20 protein-coding genes and 1 other RNA gene (1 of these 21 running past the window's edge) are annotated in these 19,254 nt (G+C 50.8%); 6 read left to right on the top strand and 15 right to left on the bottom strand.

All coding sequences use genetic code 11. The annotated features are described in order from the left end of the window. Nucleotides 1-84: 84 nt before the first annotated feature. Nucleotides 85-1,530 carry an IS1182 family transposase gene (locus NST96_RS00660; RefSeq protein WP_024985259.1) on the top strand — a complete coding sequence of 482 codons (1,446 nt, stop codon included), beginning with the start codon at nucleotides 85-87 and terminating at the stop codon, nucleotides 1,528-1,530. A gap of 41 nt (nucleotides 1,531-1,571) precedes the next feature. On the opposite strand, the gene recR is transcribed toward NST96_RS00660, so the two are convergent. The 6 genes from recR to NST96_RS00630 form a co-directional block, all read right to left on the bottom strand. After that, on the bottom strand, nucleotides 1,572-2,168 hold the full coding sequence (gene recR / locus NST96_RS00655; RefSeq protein ID WP_003390192.1) for a recombination mediator RecR: 597 nt from the start codon (nucleotides 2,166-2,168) through the stop codon (nucleotides 1,572-1,574). Nucleotides 2,169-2,204: 36 nt separating this feature from the next. Continuing rightward, nucleotides 2,205-2,516, bottom strand: a complete 312-nt coding sequence (locus NST96_RS00650; RefSeq protein WP_003390191.1) for a YbaB/EbfC family nucleoid-associated protein — start codon at nucleotides 2,514-2,516, stop codon at nucleotides 2,205-2,207. A 33-nt stretch (nucleotides 2,517-2,549) separates the two neighbouring features. After that, nucleotides 2,550-4,247 carry a DNA polymerase III subunit gamma/tau gene (gene dnaX / locus NST96_RS00645; protein ID WP_311067894.1) on the bottom strand — a complete coding sequence of 566 codons (1,698 nt, stop codon included), beginning with the start codon at nucleotides 4,245-4,247 and terminating at the stop codon, nucleotides 2,550-2,552. Nucleotides 4,248-4,371: 124 nt separating this feature from the next. Next, a complete protein-coding gene (locus NST96_RS00640) occupies nucleotides 4,372-5,784 on the bottom strand; it encodes an ATP-binding protein (protein ID WP_031933409.1) in 1,413 nt (470 codons plus the stop codon). A gap of 248 nt (nucleotides 5,785-6,032) precedes the next feature. After that, an RNA gene (gene ffs / locus NST96_RS00635) (signal recognition particle sRNA large type) lies at nucleotides 6,033-6,297 on the bottom strand. A 70-nt stretch (nucleotides 6,298-6,367) separates the two neighbouring features. Then, entirely contained in the window at nucleotides 6,368-8,134 is a 1,767-nt protein-coding gene (locus NST96_RS00630) for an HD domain-containing phosphohydrolase (protein WP_311067895.1), read from the bottom strand. 297 nt (nucleotides 8,135-8,431) lie between these two features. Here NST96_RS00630 and NST96_RS00625 point away from each other — a divergent pair, with 297 nt between their 5' ends. Further along, nucleotides 8,432-9,322 carry a DMT family transporter gene (locus tag NST96_RS00625; protein WP_122958741.1) on the top strand — a complete coding sequence of 297 codons (891 nt, stop codon included), beginning with the start codon at nucleotides 8,432-8,434 and terminating at the stop codon, nucleotides 9,320-9,322. 29 nt (nucleotides 9,323-9,351) lie between these two features. Here NST96_RS00625 and NST96_RS00620 read toward each other — a convergent pair whose 3' ends face one another. The 4 genes from NST96_RS00620 to NST96_RS00605 form a co-directional block, all read right to left on the bottom strand. Then, nucleotides 9,352-10,641, bottom strand: coding sequence for an NCS2 family permease (locus NST96_RS00620; protein WP_342405182.1), 1,290 nt, complete (start codon nucleotides 10,639-10,641; stop codon nucleotides 9,352-9,354). Between the two features lie 104 nt (nucleotides 10,642-10,745). Beyond that, nucleotides 10,746-11,648 (bottom strand): DMT family transporter, encoded by a 903-nt coding sequence (locus NST96_RS00615; RefSeq protein ID WP_342405180.1) that lies wholly within the window; start codon nucleotides 11,646-11,648, stop codon nucleotides 10,746-10,748. A 131-nt stretch (nucleotides 11,649-11,779) separates the two neighbouring features. Further along, nucleotides 11,780-13,000 carry an NO-inducible flavohemoprotein gene (gene hmpA, locus NST96_RS00610; protein ID WP_031933407.1) on the bottom strand — a complete coding sequence of 407 codons (1,221 nt, stop codon included), beginning with the start codon at nucleotides 12,998-13,000 and terminating at the stop codon, nucleotides 11,780-11,782. A gap of 132 nt (nucleotides 13,001-13,132) precedes the next feature. Further along, the gene (locus NST96_RS00605; protein WP_085974964.1) at nucleotides 13,133-14,095 is read right to left on the bottom strand and encodes a cation diffusion facilitator family transporter; all 963 of its coding nucleotides are present in this window, start codon (nucleotides 14,093-14,095) and stop codon (nucleotides 13,133-13,135) included. Between the two features lie 237 nt (nucleotides 14,096-14,332). On the opposite strand from NST96_RS00605, the gene NST96_RS00600 reads away from it, so the two are divergent. The 4 genes from NST96_RS00600 to NST96_RS00585 all read left to right on the top strand — a co-directional run bounded on the left by NST96_RS00600 (nucleotide 14,333) and on the right by NST96_RS00585 (nucleotide 15,819). After that, nucleotides 14,333-14,641: a DUF4870 domain-containing protein gene (locus NST96_RS00600; RefSeq protein ID WP_003390180.1), complete on the top strand. Its 309-nt coding sequence runs from the start codon at nucleotides 14,333-14,335 to the stop codon at nucleotides 14,639-14,641. A gap of 112 nt (nucleotides 14,642-14,753) precedes the next feature. After that, nucleotides 14,754-15,104 carry a metalloregulator ArsR/SmtB family transcription factor gene (locus NST96_RS00595; protein WP_003390179.1) on the top strand — a complete coding sequence of 117 codons (351 nt, stop codon included), beginning with the start codon at nucleotides 14,754-14,756 and terminating at the stop codon, nucleotides 15,102-15,104. Nucleotides 15,105-15,176: 72 nt separating this feature from the next. Continuing rightward, nucleotides 15,177-15,590: an ArsI/CadI family heavy metal resistance metalloenzyme gene (locus NST96_RS00590; protein WP_024982958.1), complete on the top strand. Its 414-nt coding sequence runs from the start codon at nucleotides 15,177-15,179 to the stop codon at nucleotides 15,588-15,590. Nucleotides 15,591-15,609: 19 nt separating this feature from the next. Further along, on the top strand, nucleotides 15,610-15,819 hold the full coding sequence (locus tag NST96_RS00585; RefSeq protein ID WP_003390177.1) for a hypothetical protein: 210 nt from the start codon (nucleotides 15,610-15,612) through the stop codon (nucleotides 15,817-15,819). 28 nt (nucleotides 15,820-15,847) lie between these two features. Here the strand turns inward: NST96_RS00585 and NST96_RS00580 are convergent, their stop codons facing one another. The 5 genes in view from NST96_RS00580 to NST96_RS00560 are tightly spaced (at most 18 nt apart) and all read right to left on the bottom strand, a layout consistent with a single transcriptional unit that may run on beyond the window. Further along, nucleotides 15,848-16,189, bottom strand: coding sequence for a hypothetical protein (locus NST96_RS00580; RefSeq protein WP_227278100.1), 342 nt, complete (start codon nucleotides 16,187-16,189; stop codon nucleotides 15,848-15,850). Further along, the gene (locus tag NST96_RS00575; protein ID WP_024982956.1) at nucleotides 16,179-16,979 is read right to left on the bottom strand and encodes an ABC transporter ATP-binding protein; all 801 of its coding nucleotides are present in this window, start codon (nucleotides 16,977-16,979) and stop codon (nucleotides 16,179-16,181) included. The genes NST96_RS00580 and NST96_RS00575 overlap by 11 nt, the downstream gene beginning before the upstream one ends. Next, nucleotides 16,972-17,790 (bottom strand): ABC transporter permease, encoded by an 819-nt coding sequence (locus NST96_RS00570; protein ID WP_003390174.1) that lies wholly within the window; start codon nucleotides 17,788-17,790, stop codon nucleotides 16,972-16,974. Before NST96_RS00570 ends, NST96_RS00575 begins: the two co-directional genes overlap by 8 nt. Before the next feature lie 18 nt (nucleotides 17,791-17,808). Then, on the bottom strand, nucleotides 17,809-18,393 hold the full coding sequence (locus NST96_RS00565) for a nitrous oxide reductase accessory protein NosL (RefSeq protein WP_327927309.1): 585 nt from the start codon (nucleotides 18,391-18,393) through the stop codon (nucleotides 17,809-17,811). Further along, on the bottom strand, nucleotides 18,390-19,254 hold the 3' portion of the coding sequence (locus tag NST96_RS00560) for a NosD domain-containing protein (RefSeq protein WP_024982954.1). It continues 557 nt past the right edge of the window; only the last 865 of its 1,422 coding nucleotides appear in the window; its start codon lies beyond the right edge, outside the window; its stop codon occupies nucleotides 18,390-18,392. Before NST96_RS00560 ends, NST96_RS00565 begins: the two co-directional genes overlap by 4 nt.

Raw genomic sequence — 19,254 nt, 5'->3', positions numbered from 1 at the left:
TCCGTAAGGAACAGGGTCTGCAGGCTTTTTTGTTGAATATAGAACATGTTACGTTTTCAAAAGTTATTTTTTAGAGGTGGCATTATGCTTAATAAGCAAGAGGCCGAAGGGCGTTATCAGATATCTGCATTCTCGCTAGATGAGTTGGTGCCAGAAGATCATCTCGTAAGAAAAATTGAAAATGCAATCGACTTTTCGTTCATCTATGACTTGGTGGAAAGCCTTTACTGTCATGACAATGGCAGACCCAGTGTTGACCCTGTAGTCTTAGTTAAAATTGCTTTCATCCAATATATTTTTGGAATTCGTTCCATGCGACAAACGATTAAAGAGATCGAAACCAATGTTGCCTATCGGTGGTTTATTGGCTATGATTTCAGTCAGCCCATTCCCCATTTCACGACCCTAGGCAAGAACTATGTTCGCCGTTTTCGGGATACTCAACTCTTCGAGTCGATCTTCCTTCGAATATTGGAGGAGGCGGTTCATCATGGATTCGTGAAGCCTGATGTGCTTTTCATTGATGCTACGCATGTAAAAGCCAGTGCGAATAAGCATAAATACGTGAAAGAAATCGTTGAAGAACAAGCGAAGAAATATCAAGAGCTGCTGGACGAAGAAATCAATCAGGATCGTATTGCACATGGAAAGAAGCCCCTTGAAAAAAAGACAGAAACTTCGAAGAAGGAGGTGAAAGTCAGCACAACTGACCCGGATTGCGGATTGTTTGTAAAAGGGGAAAAGGAACGTGTATTTGCTTATAGTTTTCATACAGCATGTGATCGAAATGGATTTGTGCTTGGTGCCAAGGTAACGCCAGGCAATGTGCATGACAGTCAGGTTTTTGAGGATGTTTTGAATCAAGTGCGAAAGACGTTTGCACAGCCTCAAGCTGTGGCAGTGGACTCGGGATACAAGACGCCTTACATCAGTAAAACACTCCTTGATGACCAGATTCGCCCCGTTATGCCCTACACAAGACCACGCACCAAAGAAGGTTTTTTTAAAAAGCACGAATATGTGTATGATGAATATTTCGACTGCTACATCTGCCCGAACGAGCAAATCTTAACATATGAGACAACAAACAAGGATGGGTACCGTATCTATCGATCAAATTCTCAAGTTTGCCGAAGTTGTCCGTTCTTGAAACAATGCACGGAAAGTAAAGACTACACAAAGAGAGTGAGTCGCCACATCTGGGCTGATTACCTCGAAGAGGTAGACCACCTCCGGCATACCGAGGAAAACAAACAAATCTATAGCAAACGGAAAGAAACGATTGAACGTGTATTCGCTGATATGAAGGAAAAGCATGGCATGCGTTGGACGACCTTACGAGGACTGGAGAAGGTCACGATGCAGGCGATGCTTGTTTTCGCTGCCATGAACTTGAAAAAAATGGCGACCTGGCTATGGAAATCAGGTCGCCAAAAGGTGAACGATCAAAACACCTTCGGTATTTTCATCAAATTATTAAACAAACTCCCTCTGCTGTTCGTTCAGCGAGGGAGTTTGTCTGCAACCTGAGACAGGCAAGCCTGTCTGGGTTTGAGGTATTGCATTTTCTCTTATAATTCCCGTCGCCCTTCCAATGCCTTGGTCAGCGTAACCTCGTCTGCGTACTCCAAATCACCGCCAACCGGCAATCCGTGGGCGATCCGCGTGACCCGAATACCGAACGGCTTGATCAGACGGGAAATGTACATCGCCGTCGCTTCTCCTTCGATATTGGGATTCGTCGCCAAAATGACTTCCTTCACCTGCTCGTCTCCCAGCCGCTTGAGCAGATCAGGGATGCGAATGTCCTCCGGCCCAATCCCATCCATAGGGGAGATGGCTCCGTGCAGCACATGGTAATACCCCTCGAACTCCCGGGTCTTTTCCATCGCCACCACGTCTTTCGGCTCCTGTACGACGCAGATGATCGAGCCGTCCCGACGTTTGTCGCGGCAAATATGGCACGGATCGAGATCGGTGATGTTGTTGCAAACAGAGCAATACTGCAATTGGCGCTTGGCATTGACCAGCGCCTTGGCCAAGTCCAGGACATCGTCCTCTTTCATATTGAGTACAAAAAAGGCCAGGCGTCCTGCCGTTTTCGGACCGATGCCTGGCAGTTTCATAAAGCCTTCGATCAGTTTTGAGACCGGTTCGGGATAAAACATCGCTTCTACTCCTTCAAAAGGCTCCGACGTGCGCGACTAGAACAATCCCGGAATGTTCATCCCTCCGGTAAAGCGTCCCATTTCTTTGCCGACCAATTCATCGACTTTGCGCAGAGCATCGTTGACAGCGGTCAAAACGAGGTCCTGCAGCATTTCCACATCATCGGCGTCCACTACTTCCGGCTTGATCGTAATGTCGATAATTTCCTTATGACCATTGGCCTTTACCATTACGGCGCCGCCGCCAGCAGAGCTTTCCACTACCTTTTCCTTCAGGCCTTCCTGGGCTTTTTGCATCTCTTCCTGCATTTTCTTTACTTGACGCATCATTTGTTGCATGTTTTTCACGTGGTTGTCCTCCTTAATCGGATGTGTGGTTATCTATTCTTTCACTTCAACAAGTCCCTCGCCCACCAGACGGATGGCCTCAGCCACAAACGGGTCCTGCTCCTCTTGCGTCTGAGCCTCTCCCTGCGCCGCTTGCTGGTGAACCGACTGCCACTCTTCTTCCATGACGGAGAGAAGCTGCAGCTGCTTGCCAATTACAGCGAAAATGGCCCGCTCGATCACGCTTTTCAATTCCGGCTCCATCGTCTTGTCGCAGTGAATCGGGCTGGTAAAGGTAACGATGATCGAATCGCCGCCAACTGCAGCGGGCTGCCCGTTAACCAACCAGGCTTGATACTGGATTTTGACCTTTTTGACCTCGGCCAATATCTGGCTCCACTGGCCACGGACCTGACGGGACATCGCTTCATCGATGGCCATTGCCGCTTCCCGCACCTTGTTCATCGGTGTCCGCGAACCCCCACCGGCAGCAGCCGGACGGCGCGCTTCACTTTTTCGCGGTTCCTCTGCTCTCGGTTGACCGGCTTCCATGGCCTGCCCCTGGGCGAGCTGCGCAAGCTTCTCTTCCAGCACTCTGACGCGATTGACAAGTGCAGCCAGGTCGTCATTCCCCACAGCACTTTGTACGGGTGCTGCCGGAGCTTTCCCCTGCACTTGGCATAATTTCACCAGCGTCAGTTCCACCAGTACGCGAGAGTAGGTAGACCATTTCAATTGGGTAAGTGCCTGATTGCATGTCTCAATGGCCTCGTAGAGGTCGGCTATCTCGTACAGCTTTGCCACTTGGGCGAACTGTTCGTCGATCGTTGTCCGTTCCACGATTTCTTCCAAGTGAGGTGCTGTCTTCAGGAGCAGCATATCTCGATAGTAGTGGAGAAAATCGTTTAAAAATTGCTCAGGGTTTTTCCCTTGCACCATCACCTTGTCAAACTGCTCCATGACCGGAGCTACATCGCGTTCGGCGATATGTTTGGCCAATACGGAAAAGTACCCCTGTGACACCGTTCCCGTTATCTGCATAATGTCAGCAGCTGTTACCTGATCCTTGGAGTAGCTGATCGCTTGATCCAGCAGGCTCAGCGCATCACGCATGCCGCCCTCCGCCAGTTTTGCCACCAGCGTCAAGGCTTGCTCTTCTACCCGCACCTGCTGCGCTTCACAAATATATGACAAACGCCTGACCATCTCCCTCAGCGGGATGCGGTGAAAATCGAAGCGCTGGCAGCGAGAGATAATCGTAGCAGGCAGTTTGTGCGGTTCAGTCGTCGCTAAAATAAAAATGACGTGGGGAGGAGGTTCCTCCAGCGTTTTTAACAGCGCATTAAACGCTTCCGTCGTCAGCATATGCACTTCGTCAATAATGTACACCTTGTACCTGACATCGCTGGGAGCAAATTTTACCTTGTCGCGAATGTCTCGTATCTCCTCAACCCCCCGGTTGGAGGCGGCGTCGATTTCCAGTACATCGGTGACGGAGCCGTCGGTGATTGCCTTGCAGGTATCGCACTGATTGCACGGCTCGCCATCCTGCGGCTGCTCGCAGTTTACAGCCTTGGCCATAATTTTGGCTGCACTGGTCTTGCCTGTACCTCGGGGACCGTTGAACAAATAGGCGTGAGACAGCCTTTGCTCGCGCAACGCATTGCGCAAGGTGACGGTCACATGCTCTTGTCCTACCACGTCTTGAAAGGCTTGCGGTCGGTAAACGCGATACAGCGCGGTGTAAGCCATGGTTGTGTGACACTCCAATCTGCACAGTCCTCTTCCGAATCTCATCTATTATACAACATCTGCTCCGCATCGTACAAAGAAAACGCCCCGTACTGCTTGCGGGACGCCTCGTAGAAGGTCTTGTTTACAAATAGGGGAGCAGGATGTGGAAGGTCGTGCCATATCCTTTGGTGGAAACGCGAATCTGTCCACCGATATCGTGAATGATCTTTTGGCAAACAGACAGGCCCAGGCCGGTCCCCTCTTCTTTTGTGGTAAAGAAAGGGTCGAATATTTTGTCAATAATGTACAACGGTATTCCCGGTCCGGAATCTCTGATATCAATGCTGACCTTGTCGCCGTCTGGATCGATGTGGTGGGAGATGTTCAAGGTCCCCTGTTCTCCCATGGCCTCAATCCCGTTTTTGCAAATATTGATGAAAACCTGTTTCAATAGTTCGGTATCCCCCACGACAAGCGGCAATTTGCCTCGGGACGAAAACTGGACTTCAACGCCGTAGAGCAAAGCCTGCGATTCCACGATCGGCAGGATTTCCTCAAAAACGGTATTCAAATCGACGATCGCGTACTGCACATCACGGGGCTTGCTCAGCAGTAAAAACTCGCTGACAAGAGAGTTGATCCGGTTGATCTCCGTCAACATGATTTCGGTGTAGGTTCGTTCGCGATCCATCCCGTTTTCGCTAAACGATTGCAAAAACATTTGCAAAAAACCTTTTATGGACGTGAGCGGATTGCGGATTTCGTGTGCGGTGCCGGCAGCGATCTGCCCGATCATGGCCAGCCTTTCGTTCCGCTCTATTTTTTGCTCGAAGGAGCGCAGGTTTGTTATATCCTTAAAGAGAAAGAAAGCACCTACGGTTTTACCCGATTCATCCTGAAGCGTGTTGGCGTCGACAATTAGTTCATAGCGTTGGTTGTCATTGCTCCATGACGTCGCCATGTTGTAGAGTTTGACACCGTCCAACAGTTCGCGTCTGATGAGTCGATGATCCTCCGGGATCCCGGCGAAGATTTGGTCTACGTGCTTATTGATGACCTCCATGCGGTTTTTTCCCAGCAGTTTGCAAGCCATTTGACTCGCTTCTACGATACGTCCTTGCTCATCCAGCACAAACAAACCCAGGCTGCTGTCATTCGTAAGTTTGTCAATCAGCCTTTGGGAGAGCGTGTTCTCCGTTTCTTTGCCCAGCTCAAACAAGTGGACCACATAAGACGGATGTTCTCCGGGCTGCATCATAATTATCGCTGGCGTTTTGCCAGTTCTGCCCTGACTGTCCTGCCAGAGCACATCCAGCGTTTGGTCAGCTTCCTGGCCCATTAGTTCCAAATACAACTGCTCTATCGTACCGTCGTACGGCAAAAGAAGGTGAAAGGGCTTGTTGATCAGCTCTTCGTATCGATAGCCTGTGACACGCAACAGCTGTTCATTCACCTCTACGATACATCCCGCTTGATCTACCAGGAAAATAGCAGTTGGCAACTGTTGGACAAACTGTTGCAATCTTTTGGACGAGCCGACGAGATGTAACGACATTGATTCTCCCACAGCTTGTCCCCCCTGACCTTAGCATTTTTCAAGCGTCTGCCGTTCACGTACAATTTCGTCAAAAAATGGGAATAACCTTCCGGAACAACCGATTTTTACCGGAAATGTTTTCGCTAGAGATCGCCAGAAAGCAACAAAAATTGTCATGAACGGCTCATGGCAGTCTATGGCTAAATAAAAAACGGTACGATCCGCTCAGGAACATACCGTCTGTTCTTCATTATTTATATTATATACCGTGCACCTATCGTCGATCGTCCCCATCCAAGCGTTACTTATGACTACAGCTCAGAACAGGCTACCCTGCGGCACACGCGATGATCCACTTATGGCTGCTTCCTTCCGGACCTGACCAGGTTCATGGGTTCACGTTGCACAGGACCCGCTCCTCAACACCGCCATCATAAGGCAGCCTCACATGAGAAGACCTCTGATAGGAATTCAACCCTGCTATTGCGGATTGCAGGTTACAGGGCACCGCAACCTCCCCGTCTAGCACGGTAGCATAAGCATACCAAAGATAAGGTGTAATCGCAAGGCGTAAAGCCAACCAAAAGAGGGAATCTCCCCCTCAGGCTTGTGCAGCTGCCGGCAGATCGCTTTGGTTGGTGTAGGATGGAAGCTTGTTTCTATGGAAACAACCTGCTTTGTAAGCCTTGCTGAACACCTGAACGATTTCCGGATCAAACTGGGTGCTGGCGCAGCGGAGGATCTCGGCATGAGCTTCCTCCATGGAAAGCGCTTTTCGGTAAGAACGAGTTGAAGTCATCGCATCAAAGGTATCGGCAACTGCCAAAATTCTCCCCATCAGCGGGATATCCTTTTCCGCCAGCCTGTCCGGGTACCCCCTGCCGTCCCACCTCTCATGATGATGGCGGACACCAGGGCTCACGTGGGCAAGACTTACGATTTGATTGACGATATTCGCGCCGATCGAGGCATGCAGCTTGATCAATTCATACTCCTCGTCCGTCAGCTTTCCGTCTTTGAGCAGGACGCGATCAGGTATCGCCACCTTGCCAATATCGTGCATCAACCCTGCAAAACGAAGGTCATCACGGGAAAATTCCGCTTTTTTTCGTTCGTCCATATGATCGTAGATAATCAGCGCATATTCCGTGACGCGTTCACTGTGCCCCGCGGTATATGGGTCCTTCATTTCAACGGCCAGATAGAAGCTCCGGACGATTTGATCGAGCCCTGTCTGCATGTAATCCCGCTCGCGTTGGATCAGCGTCTGAAGCTGTGAGGCCATTTGATTAAATTTATCCTCAAGCTGAGATATCTCCTGCAGCCCGTGTTTTTTTACCCGTATGGAGAAATCGCCCTGCTGCAAGGCTTCCGTCGCCTCGACCAGGGAACGGATCGGTCTGTCAATCCACTTGGCCACACGCCGGGTAATGATCACCGCCAACAACACCACCAGAATCGTGACCACCCAAAAGATCTCTTTCAGCGGATTTAGCTGTTGGTCAATCGCACTGTTCGGCAGGAGCTCTACGTAGGTGTATCCCGATACAGGCGACGTGTAGTGAAACAGGTGCATTTCTTCATTTCCATGAATGAACGGAATGACTTCTTTTCCGGTACCTTCCTGCAGCGCTTGGAGCACAGAGGAATATTCCTGACCCGTCCAGTCTTCCCTGTCGGTTCCGTCCTTGTCTCCAAAAAGCAGCATATTGCCTCTGGAAAAGATGAGCAGCGTCGTATTGGTCGGTCGGATATCTTTCTGCAGCCATTTGTTGATTTGTTTGGCATTCCACTCTATCGCCAGAACCCCAAAAAGCCTGCCCTGGTCATCCTTTATCAGACGGGAGGTCCACCAGCTCTCTCCTTCCCGACCGTCGCTCTTCATAATATGAAAATGGCCCTGCCCGTCCCTCAACGTATGATGGTAAACATCCCATCCTCGCGGGTCGCTTTCACTTCCCCCGTTTTTCGGCAGCAAGAAGAGGGAGGTCCCATCAATGCCGATCAGACAAATATTTCGCGAGTTTGCGTGTTTTTTCTGAATTTCGGTAAAAGCTTCAAGTACGGCCGCTGTCTCAGCAGTCGGAGTGGAGGGGGGATGGCCTCTGCCTGGAGGCATGATGAGCTTGCCGGAATTGATCGGGGCTGACAATTTTTCCGCCAGCTTGTCCAGTTCCCGTTGCCCTACCATCGAATAGAGGGAAAGTTGGTCGTCAAGGCGGCGCATGTGTTCCCGGATGTTTGTCGAGTACTGTTCAAACAGCGCCTTTTTCGCCGCATGATAGTTGACCAGGCTGACGAGGATGATGGGGATCAGGCACAAAAACAGCAAGGCTGCAAATATTCGATCTTTTGCTTTAGAAAACATGAGCCTCCCCCTTCTCAGTCAGTTTTTTGGCTGCGACGACACTTTGGCAAAAGGATATCTCCTGTCCTCCAAGCATACGCTATGAAAAGGAGATGCCCGCTCTGTTTGACAAACTGAATCTGGTTTGCTGCCAATATTCGGTGACACTTCAATACCTTCCACCTTGGAGTGGACAATAAACCTGTTATTTGTTGATTGAACGGATTTTTTTGCCATCAAATTTTCCATACATAGACAAAAGGAAATATTCGTATTATCCTAGCAAAGTACAAACACACTGTAAGGAGTTACATACCTATGCGATACATTCTGCTTGTCTTTTTGGGCGCATGCAGCTATGGAATTTTGTCGACGATTGTCAAGCTGGCCTACGGACAAGGATATTCACCGGCGGAAGTAGTAGGCGGGCAGATCTTTTTTGGTTTCGTACTAACGTGGATACCGGCCCTCTTTGCCCTGCGCCATAAGCCGCCTCTCAAGCGTATTCTTCTGCTTTTGGCTGCTGGACTTCCGGTCGGCTCCACCGGTTTGCTCTACTACAACGCCTTGCAGCATATACCCGCTTCTATTGCGATTGTTCTGCTGTTTCAGTTTACCTGGATGGGCGTCTTGCTGGAGACCATCCTCACACGCAAAAAACCTTCTGCGCCCACCTTGTTTTCACTCGTTCTGCTGCTCGCGGGCACGCTTTTGGCCGGGGGTGTGCTGGACAAAGGAATCAGCGAATTTTCGCTCGTCGGTGTCATCTTTGGGCTTTTGGCTGCCGTTTCGTACACCTTGTTTATCTTTTTTAGCGGAAAAGCGGCTGCCGACGTGAATCCCTGGATTCGTACATCTTTTATGTCGACTGGCTCTATGCTGCTCATATTTCTTATCTACCCGCCAGCCTTTCTCACCAGCGGCGTGCTGTGGGAAGGCCTGTTTGGATATGTGTTTCTGCTCGCCTTGTTCGGCGTGTTTGTCCCGACTGTTTGCTTTACTTTCGGAGTCCCGCACACCGGTCCGGGGATGGCCGGAATCCTGGGAGCTGCGGAGCTGCCGACGGCCGTCTTTTCTTCCTACCTCATCCTGCAGGAGTCTGTCAGCCTGCTGCAATGGCTTGGCGTGGTCGTCATCCTGCTCGGAATGGTGCTGCCTGAGTGGGCACGCCACCGCGGAAAAAGCAAAGCGCCCTCTCCCCTGTCTTGAGCAGGAAGAGGGCGCTTTTCGCATCTGCCTTAATGCGGCAAGAATGCAAGCTGATAAATAAACAGGATAGCAAAAATATAAACAAGGAGATGCACTTCTCTCCATTTCCCTTTCAACACCTTCATCAGCGGGTAGGAAATAAACCCGAGCGCGATCCCCGTCGCGATGCTGGAGGTGAGCGGCATGCTGACGATGACGAGAAAGGCGGGGAAAGACTCGTCCATCGCATCCCAATCGATATAGCGGACATTGCCCAGCATCATGGAGCCTACCACGACGAGCGCCGGAGAAGTAATCGCAGAAATCCCTGATACGGCACCCACCAGAGGGCCAAAAAACGCTGCGATTCCAAACAGGAGCGCCACCACTACCGCTGTGACTCCCGTGCGTCCTCCTGCCGCTACCCCTGAGGCCGACTCGATGTAGGCGGACGTCGGACTGGTTCCGAATACGGTCAGTGTAGCAGCGGAATCCGCAACCAGCGCCCTCTCTGCCCGGGGAAGCTTGTTGTCCACCAGTAATCCCGCTTGCCTGCTCACTCCGAGCACAGTTCCAGTCGTATCAAACAAGGTAACCAGCAAAAAGGAGAAAACGACGGCGTACAATCCGTAGCTGGCCACATCAGAAAAAGCCTGAATCGGGCTTAAAACGATCAAACCATTCGGCAGTGAAGGAGTGGAAATGAGTCCTTTTTCAAAAGTTAGCTGCCCATTCAGGCAAGCCAGCAGTCCGGTGACCACCATTCCGAAAAAAAGCGCACCGTTCAGATTGAGCGATAAAAATACAAGCGTGACACCGAGCCCGATCAAGGCCAGGACAACTTGCGGAGAGTGAAGGTCGCCCAACGCGACCAGATTGGTCGGGTGATCAGTGACAAGCCCTGTTAAGCGCAGACCGATAAAAGTAATAAACAAACCGATCCCGGCCGTAATGGCGTATTTGAGATTATCGGGGATCACTTCGATCAGCTTGGAGCGAAGCGGCGTCAAAGACAACAGGACAAACACCACTCCGGCGACAAAGACAGCCGAAAAGGCGACAGTGTACGTCAGGGCGCCCTCCGCTTTCACAACCGAGTAGGCGAAATACGCATTAAGCCCCATAGCCGGCGCGATAGCGATCGGGTAATTGGCCCACAGGCCCATGATCAAGGTTCCCGCCACAGTGGCTATGATCGTTGCGGTGAAGCCCTGTTCAAACGGCAAACCGGCATCGGCCAAAATAAGCGGGTTTACCACCATAATGTAAGCCATCGTAAAAAAAGTCGTAAGACCTGCGATCACTTCCTGCTTCCAGGTCCACTTGCGCTGGTTGATCATGTGCAGAGCTGCTCCTGTATATCCGATTTTTCAAAGCTCCAGATAAAAACGGCAAAAATTGCGCTTTGTCTCCCTCCGATAAAGGATGGATACACGTATTTTGATCAAATGCGGCCCACTTCATCCGCCTTTTCCTTGTGGTCTGACAGCTCCGTCACGTAGATTCCCGCAAGCATGAGAGCCACCCCGATCACTACGACAGTGGTCAGCGGTTCTCCCCACAGGAGCCAGGAGAAAAGAAAGGCAAAAACCGCTTCCAAGGAGAGCAGGATGCTCACGTGAACCGGCGGAGAAAATTGCTGTGCCTTGATTTGAACGACATAGGCCAAAAGCGTCCCGATCAGGCAGTCAAACCAGAAAGCAAACCAGCCGTACCCGCTGAGCTGATGAGGAATCGGCTCGCTGACGGCAGCAATCGCCGTATCGATCACGCCCACAACCATCAGCTGAATCATCACAAAGGCAAGCGTATCGATGTCCTGGTGCTTTTCATAGGCTCGGTCGACCATCAGGATGTGCAGCGCAAAAAAGACGGCACAGAGGAACACGAGCAGATCGCCCGACGACAGCCCGGCCCATTCCCCTTCCCCCGACAAACAAAGCAGACCTGAGAAAGCGAGCAGAGAGCCTATGACTGCCCCCTTTTTTACCGGCAGCCTTCTCCACAGGAAATACAAAAATGGAACGAGAATCACATTGGTTCCTGTAATAACTCCGGCCTTGCCCGGTGTCGTCCTCTCGATCCCCAGGATTTGCAAGGTGTAGGCGGCACACAAGGCAATTCCGCAAACCGCTCCTTGTATCCACACCTCCCGGCTAACGGACCTCAGACGTTTCCAAACAAACGGCAACAGGATCAAAGCCGCGACGAGGAAGCGCGTTCCGGTGAAAACGAAGGGTGTCAGCTCCGTCAGCAGATCCTTGGACAGGATAAACGTATAGCCCCAGGCAAGAGCTATAAAAAGTAACGACAAGTCTGCCCAAAGAAGTTGTTTTTTTGTATGCACACTATCACGCCTCCCATAATCATCCATTATAAGTGAGAGATGAGAGAGCAAGCTTGCATTGCAAGAAAAAAAATACCTCCGCTTTGCAGCGGAGGGCGAAAAGACAATGGACATTTTATTTATACTAAAAATTATTCATTCAAGCTACCCATTGGACCAAAAAACTCGTAGTGGATGCGTTCATGCGGTACTCCCCATTCCTGCAGCGCGCGATAAACGGTTTTCATAAACGGAACGGGGCCGCAGAAATAAAAATCAGCCCGGTTATCGGGGAGCAGTGACTGCAGCAATGGCAGATCGACATGGCCTTCCTTGTCAAAGCCGCCGAGCTTGCGGTCTTCCTCAGTCGGCTCAGAGTAAAGAACATATGACCGTACATTTTCATGACGACGTGCAAGCTGAGTTACCTGCTCCTTCATCGCATGAGTCAGACTGTTGCGAGCCGCATGAATGAACATGACCGGCCTTTTCGGTTGACGCTGCGCTAGTGTTTGAAGCATGCTCACCAGCGGCGTAAGCCCAACGCCGCCACTTAACAGCACCACAGGCGTGTCGGCTTCCGTATCCAGAATGAAATCGCCGGCAGGTGCGCTGATTTGCAGGATATCGCCTTCCTGCACATGACTGTGAAGATAGCAGGAGACGATTCCAGCCGGTTTCTCCTCTCCTCCGTCTTCACGCTTGACGCTGATGCGGTAATATTCCTTGCCGGGACTGTCGGACAGGCTGTACTGGCGAATATGCGTATGAGTCTCACCGGGTACTGTCATTTTCACGCTGATGTACTGGCCAGGCTGGAAGGGAGGAAGCGGTCCGCCATCCTTTGGCTTCAGGTAGAAAGATGTTACGACAGCGCTCTCTTTCTCCTTTTTGACCACGACGAAATCGCGAAAATCTCTCCAGCCCCCCTCTGCTGCCTCGGCTTCCCGGTACATGCCTTCTTCCACGCTGATAAAGGCATCGGCGATGACACCATATGCTTCGGCCCAGGCATTGATGATTTCATCGGTCGCCGCATCGCCCAGGACATCCTTGATAGCGGCAAGCAGATTCTCCCCGACGATGGGATAATGCTCCGGCTTGATGCCCAGACTCCGATGCTTATGGGCGATTTGCTTCACTGCCGGCAGGATCGCTTCCAGATTGTCGATATGGGCAGCCGCCGCATAAACGGCATTGGCAAGGGCTGTTTGCTGACGGCCTTGCTTTTGATTGGCGTGATTGAATATGTTCAAAAGTTCGGGATGGCTTGCAAACATCATTTCGTAAAATCTGGTTGTAATGGCTTTGCCGTGCACCTCGAGGACAGGCACAGTCGATTTGATGATCGCAATGGTTTGTGGACTAAGCATGCTAGGCCCTCCTTCTTTCCTGAGGTCAATTTCTTTGACAACTCTCAGTATAAAGGGGGGCATTTTCCGCATCTGTGACTGGAATCACATCAAACGTGGAAGGTTTGTGAACGGCAGGGCGGGTCTTCGTTTCTATTGAACCGGCTGGGGCTCTTCTTTTTCCGGCCGCCAGTCGCGGACGTCGTTGTCCTCCAGAATGCCCAGCGTGACATCCGTAATGTCCGGGTCCTTCAACAGCTCGTCCCGCACCCGGAATTTGATATCGTCTGCATCCGCAAGCGTCAGACCTTTTACCAGCTCCAGATAAACTTCAACATGGTAAAAGCGCCCTTCTTGCATAATTCTCATCCGATTGATATCCGTTACAGAAGGGTCCTGAAAAATAATGCGCGCCACCCGATCCTCCACCTCGCGAGGAGCGGCCACGCCGATCAAGCCCACCATATTGTCGTAGCCAACCTTAAACGCCACCAAGACCATCAGGATTCCGATCAGAATCGTCGCAATGCCGTCCAGTGCCTTCACAGGGGTCAACTGGGTGACGATGACCGCTAGCAACGCGAGCAAAGCCCCTGATGTCGCAACCAGATCTTCGTAAAACACCAGCCGGGTCGGAGGCGCCGCACGCCCAACATTTTGAAATGCGACTTTTATAACAGCCATTCCTTTTGCTTCCGTCCTCGTCTCTCGGGCGATTTCCTTCATCGCTTTCACCAGAATAAAGCCGTCTACGCCAACAGCCAGGAGCAATACGACAAGATTGAGTATAAAATGTCCAGCCTGTACGGGGTGGGCCAGCAGATGGAAGCCCTCCAGGATCGTCTCATACGCCATGATCGTAACCACAATTACAGCCACCATGCAAAAGATGTTGATGACCCGGCCAAAACCGGACGGAAATCGACGAGTTGGCTCCTTTTCCGCAAGCACACTTCCCGCATAGACAAATCCTTGGTTGACGGCATCGGCGACAGAATGCATGGCCGAAGCAAACATCGCCCCGCTGCCGCTCAAAGCAGCCGCGATGCCTTTTATGATCGCCAGGCCCGTGTTACCCAGTGCTGCCGCCGCAGAAGATTTATTGCCTTTTTTCATCAATTGCCACAAGGTCAATTTCCCCAACGTTATCCCCCTCTTAACAAGCCCTTTCATGATTAAATGGATAAGCGAAACAAGTGATGTTCATGATAACGGATGTGACTGATTTTTCCAATCAATTTCTCCGTCTCAAGGTGGATCTCCTGTTCAAGCTTTTGGCTGTTACGAAAGCAGGTGCTGTTTCGTATTATAAGGACATAGACATTATTATTTCGTTATCTGGGAGGATCTATCATGGATCATAAGGGAGTAAAAGCTATCACGCACGCCAGCGCTTTTTTCGCACCTGTATTGGTGCCGCTGCTCGTCTGGCTGCTCATGGCCGATCGAGAGGTTAAGAATACGGCGCTTCAGGCATTGCTGTTTCACGTGATTATCGGGGTTCTGATTGCAATATCCTGGCCGTTTGTCTTCATCCTGATCGGCATTCCATTCTTTGTCGTTTTTGGCCTGATGGCGCTGTACTACCCGATCAAAGGTATTTTGTATTCGCTCGGCGGACGTCCTTTCTCCTATCCGATCATTGGCGCTTTGGTCGGGTAACGCAGGGCGAACGATAGCCTTCATCAAAAAAATTTGATTTTATGGATTGCCAAAAACATCCGTTTCGCATATGATTGCCTATATCAAAAGTTTTTGATGAAAGGAACGGACCATGAAAGAAATCAGCACAGTTTCTGAAACAGCTCCGTCGGACACAGCATCTACAGAACCAGCTTTTGACCTCTTTGAAAGTAAATTCAAGGCTTTGGCAGATAAAAAACGACTGCAGATCATGCACGAGCTGACCAAGCACGGCCGGGTCTGCGTATGCGACCTGGCGGAAGTGCTGGAGATGGCGCAGTCTAAGCTTTCCTATCACCTGAAAATTTTGCTCGATGCCGGGTTGATCCAGAAGGAAAGCGACGGCGTCTGGAACTACTATTGGCTGAATCACGCAGAGGTCAACCGCTTGTTATCCGAAGAGCTGTGCTGTGTATTTCGCTGCAGCAGCGATTGCTGCTGATTTCTTTTTCGTCTATTCATCAATTTTTTTTGATATATCCATCAAATATTTTTGATATAGGAGGTTGTTTTCATGAAATATGCACATGTCGGAATCAATTGCACACGGCTTGATCAATCGGTTGACTTTTATACCCGTCTTTTCGGTGTTGACCCGGTCAAGACAAAGGACGACTACGCCAAGTTTCTGGTCGAGGCTGTCCGCCTGAATTTTACACTCAATGCCCGGTCCAAGGTAGGCGGCAATCAGGTCAACCATTTCGGCTTTCAAGTGGACAGCGCGAGGGAAGTGGCCGAACATCGCGAGCGCCTGCAAGCAGCCGGACTCACCATCGAAAAGGAAGAGGTCGATACCACCTGCTGTTATGCGGTACAGGACAAATTTTGGGTAGTAGACCCCGACGGCAATGAGTGGGAGTTCTTTTATACAAAAGAGGACGCCGATGTTCATTCCAAAGATGCGACTGTTTGCTGCAATCAAAAATAAACAAGGGAGACGAGATAGGATGGACAATATTTATGTAGCGGAGATGCAGGTTATGGAAAGGCAGCGGGAGCTGGATTTCATTTCTCGGCATGCATTGAAGTATCTCAAGCAGAAATCTATCAGGCGGATTGCCGTTTCTGCGCTTTGGCAAAAGGCGCGTTTACTTGCGGGAAAAAGCGGCGCCACTATCGCTTCGGCACCGCAAACCTGCTGTTGTTCCTGCGCTTGATGCTCCCTGTAGCCAGTCCCAGTTTCCCTTACCAATCCCACTTTCCTTTTTGAATGCCCAGTTTTTCTTGCAGCCAGGCGGAAAGCGTTATTTGAATCGGCTGCAAGGACTGCTCGGTACAGGCTGACTCTGGGCTGTAGGAATGCGTCCGAGCCTCTCCAAGGGTAGATTCGGCGATATGATTGGTCTTTTGCGCCTGTTCGTAGCATGGCGGAGAGATATAGGTGCGATGAGTATGCTCCAGGATCATTCGGGTATCGTCGGGAGGGGCTGCTGTTATTTTGGTAAAATTGGCTGCCAGGACAACCGCGGCCAGTGCTGCTGCCCCTCCGAACAGGAAACGGAAGAAAATCCTTTTGTTATTCATCATGCTGCTCATTCTCACGCTTTCTGATTGTAATTTTTACTGGCGAGGCAGACCTGTCCTCTTCGCCATCGGAAGGCTTTCGGCTAACCAGACTGGCGAAGGCCCCCTGCAAGCCGGATGTTCCGTACTGGGCGCGGTACTCCTCAATCGTTCCCGTACTGACCATCTTTCCGTCCATCAGAAAAATGGCCCGGTCGGCCGCTTCCTCAGCCACCTGCAGCTGATGCGTCGAGAAGATGACGGCTTGCCCTGCCTGTTTCACTTCCTTGACCAGACTGACAAACGTATCCATCCAATACGGGTCCAAACCGTTTGTAGGCTCGTCCAAAACAACCAATGCAGGTTTGTCCAGAATAGCTTGAGCAAAGAGCAGTCTCTGCTGCATCCCTTTGGAAAACACCGAGACCCGTTTGTTGCGGGCTTCCTCCAGACCGACAGCTCTTAGCGCGGCCTCTGCCTCTTGTGCAGTACGCCCCTTGAGGGAGGCAAAAAAACGGATTGTCTCGCTGGCGGTCAAGCCCGCACCAAAGTTGAAGTGATCAGGCATGTAGCCGATTTGCCGCAAATAATACTCGCGGTCAAGCTTCCGGTCCAGTCTATTCAGCTCAATGGTGCCAGAGGTCGGCTGGGTTAGTCCCGCAATCATTCGCAAAATCGTGCTTTTTCCTGCCCCGTTGCCGCCGCAAAGCGCAACGACCTGCCCTGGCCTGATGGTAAGATCAAACGGGTGGACAATCGTTTTTCCCTTTATTTTTTTCGTCACTTGCACCATTTCCAACCCGATATTAATCACGGTATCTCCCTCTTTCCCAGATGAATGTGGCAATCCCCATCGTACAGACAATCCACCCGATACTGAGAGCGATAAACCCGACAATGCCAAACGGAGACTGCATCCAGGTGACCCAGTTATAATATTCCGGACCAAAGATGGAGCCGCCCCCCATTCTGACTACCGAGAAAATCCGTACAAACTCGGCCGGATTGAGGCAGGTGGCGATTTGCAGGATTGGCTTGATCCATGTATAAGGCAAAAAGCTTACTACCGAGATGAGTATCGTCGGCCATGCGAGAATAAAGAAGAACCAGATGCTCACCCCGAACGTGAGCGCCTGCCAGCGGTTTTTGCTCAATGTACCGACGACGATCGCGATTCCCAAAAACAGCAAAACAATGCAAACGGAGAAGAACAGGAAAAAAAGCAGGGCGGAAAGTGTAAAGCCAGTCCCTAAAAACGACCCGAGCAGCCCGGATACGCCGTAACCGAAGCAGACGATCGAAACGAGCACCACCGCCAATCCAAAATATTTGCCCCATAAAAAAGCGGGCGTGGTGATCGCGTATGTAGAAAGCAGCTGCCAGCTCCCCTCCTCCTTTTCTGCGGTAAGAGAAAAGGAGGCGAGCAGCATCGTCATCAGGGGAAGGAGGTACAGAATCAGGTTCAGCATAGTCCCTGTCGTGTACGTGTACCCTTCCATAAACGATTGGGATTGGATGATCAGCAAGGCTAGGCTGAACAGAGAAAAAAGAGCCATAAAGGAATATGCCCACGGATTGCGAAAACCGATCTTGATCTCCCGTTTGGCAATTTTATCGATGTGCACTTCTGCCACTTCCCCTGATCAATTGTGTTTGCCTTGCGTTTCGGCGCTTGGCGTGTGCGAGCCATTTGCGTCCGCATTCGCGCCGTGGGTACCGGATTGGCCGTCACCATTGTGGCCTCCCCCATGCTCTTCCTTATGCTTCTTCATACTGGATTCCCAGCTGTGATTGCTCAAATCTTGCGCACTCATCACTTTGCCTGCTTGCTGCTCCTGTACGAATACCTCTGCAGCCGTTTTCTCTTTGAAGGAGTACACGCCATAGCCCATCGGCGTTTTATAGCTCTCGTCATAAGCGTAGCTGGCCTGATCGGATTTCACCCATTCCTTGGAAAGGTAGTCGCGAACAAATTGGACATCCACTTGCTCTGTTCCGTTTTCATTCGTCCAGCGGTACATGCAGCCGATGTCATCAAATTTCAAAGCTTTTCCGTCCTTGAGCACAATTTCGGTCGCGTGCTGGTTATTGGCGACCTCCATATGGCAAATATCGCACTTGTCCACGCCCTCCACAATCTCTACCGGCTGTGCCTCCTCTTTGCCACAGCCCATCATCAGTACAGAAGCTACCATCATCGCGCCTGCTGCAATTGTCCATTTCTTCATTTTTGTCTCACTCCCATATAGATTCCCAAACTCGTCAGCGCCAGTAAGCATGCACTGATACTCATCACCCAGGTACGCTCCTCGGGTTGCTCCTCGGTCTGCTCTGCGGGCAGAATCCCGTCGGTAGCCACCAGTACCGTTTTAGCAGGTGCCATCAGTGGACGAGGATCCCGGATGGCCGTACCTGTACCGGATGTAAACAATCCTTCTAAAAAGACAAACCCTGGCGCTTGAAAAAACAGCTGATACGGCGGGACAGCTCCCGTCAACGCAAGAAAAAACGGGTTCATCTCGTACGGGATATCACTGTGTTGATCCCCATCAAGGTCAATTCCCTGCATCGTATCCCAGTAGTTCCCCTCCAAAAGATTCTCTTTGCTTGCCTGCGCCTGACCCTGAATGACATTGGAGATGAACTGGTTGGCTGTTACCTCGTTGTGGGCCGCCTCTTTTAGCTGCATGCCGATAAAGTTTTTCTCAAGCTGATTTCCCTTAAAAAGATTTTCGCTGGATTGTTCCATGAACAGTCCGACGCGATTTCCCTCGATCAAGTTGTTCTCGATTTGTGACTGGGTGACGTCGAACAAAAGGATTCCTTGCGAATTGGGGTTCTCTCTCTGCTTGACGAACCTGTTCTCCTTGACTGTGGCTCGCGTCGTTTCCATCAGCATCGCTCCCGTAACATTAGCGCTTCCCGTATTGCCAAGGAGCTTGGTATCGGCCGTCCCCATGAAGTGGTACCCATAGCGAGACTTTTCGACGAAATTTTGTTCAATAGTATTGAAATTACTATTTTCCAAATAAACTCCGTCAAACATGTTCCCAATCCGATTGGATGTCAGTTGATTGTAGTGGGACTGA

Source organism: Brevibacillus sp. FSL K6-2834 (assembly GCF_038592925.1).
GTDB classification, from domain to species: domain Bacteria; phylum Bacillota; class Bacilli; order Brevibacillales; family Brevibacillaceae; genus Brevibacillus; species Brevibacillus borstelensis.
The sequence above is the reverse complement of the archived record's forward strand: the minus strand, read 5'-3'. Positions and strand labels throughout refer to the sequence as shown.

Bases quoted from the DNA above. Each gene is read 5' to 3' on its own strand.
- NST96_RS00605 (WP_085974964.1), bottom strand. From the start codon at position 14,095: ATGAAAAAAGGCAATAAATCTTCTGCGGCGGCAGCACTGGGTAACACG.
- recR (WP_003390192.1), bottom strand. From the start codon at position 2,168: ATGTTTTATCCCGAACCGGTCTCAAAACTGATCGAAGGCTTTATGAAA.
- NST96_RS00585 (WP_003390177.1), top strand. From the start codon at position 15,610: ATGGACAATATTTATGTAGCGGAGATGCAGGTTATGGAAAGGCAGCGG.
- NST96_RS00640 (WP_031933409.1), bottom strand. From the start codon at position 5,784: ATGTCGTTACATCTCGTCGGCTCGTCCAAAAGATTGCAACAGTTTGTC.
- hmpA (WP_031933407.1), bottom strand. From the start codon at position 13,000: ATGCTTAGTCCACAAACCATTGCGATCATCAAATCGACTGTGCCTGTC.
- NST96_RS00625 (WP_122958741.1), top strand. From the start codon at position 8,432: ATGCGATACATTCTGCTTGTCTTTTTGGGCGCATGCAGCTATGGAATT.
- NST96_RS00595 (WP_003390179.1), top strand. From the start codon at position 14,754: ATGAAAGAAATCAGCACAGTTTCTGAAACAGCTCCGTCGGACACAGCA.
- NST96_RS00590 (WP_024982958.1), top strand. From the start codon at position 15,177: ATGAAATATGCACATGTCGGAATCAATTGCACACGGCTTGATCAATCG.
- dnaX (WP_311067894.1), bottom strand. From the start codon at position 4,247: ATGGCTTACACCGCGCTGTATCGCGTTTACCGACCGCAAGCCTTTCAA.
- NST96_RS00580 (WP_227278100.1), bottom strand. From the start codon at position 16,189: ATGATGAATAACAAAAGGATTTTCTTCCGTTTCCTGTTCGGAGGGGCA.
- NST96_RS00620 (WP_342405182.1), bottom strand. From the start codon at position 10,641: ATGATCAACCAGCGCAAGTGGACCTGGAAGCAGGAAGTGATCGCAGGT.
- NST96_RS00630 (WP_311067895.1), bottom strand. From the start codon at position 8,134: ATGTTTTCTAAAGCAAAAGATCGAATATTTGCAGCCTTGCTGTTTTTG.
- NST96_RS00660 (WP_024985259.1), top strand. From the start codon at position 85: ATGCTTAATAAGCAAGAGGCCGAAGGGCGTTATCAGATATCTGCATTC.
- NST96_RS00600 (WP_003390180.1), top strand. From the start codon at position 14,333: ATGGATCATAAGGGAGTAAAAGCTATCACGCACGCCAGCGCTTTTTTC.
- NST96_RS00565 (WP_327927309.1), bottom strand. From the start codon at position 18,393: ATGAAGAAATGGACAATTGCAGCAGGCGCGATGATGGTAGCTTCTGTA.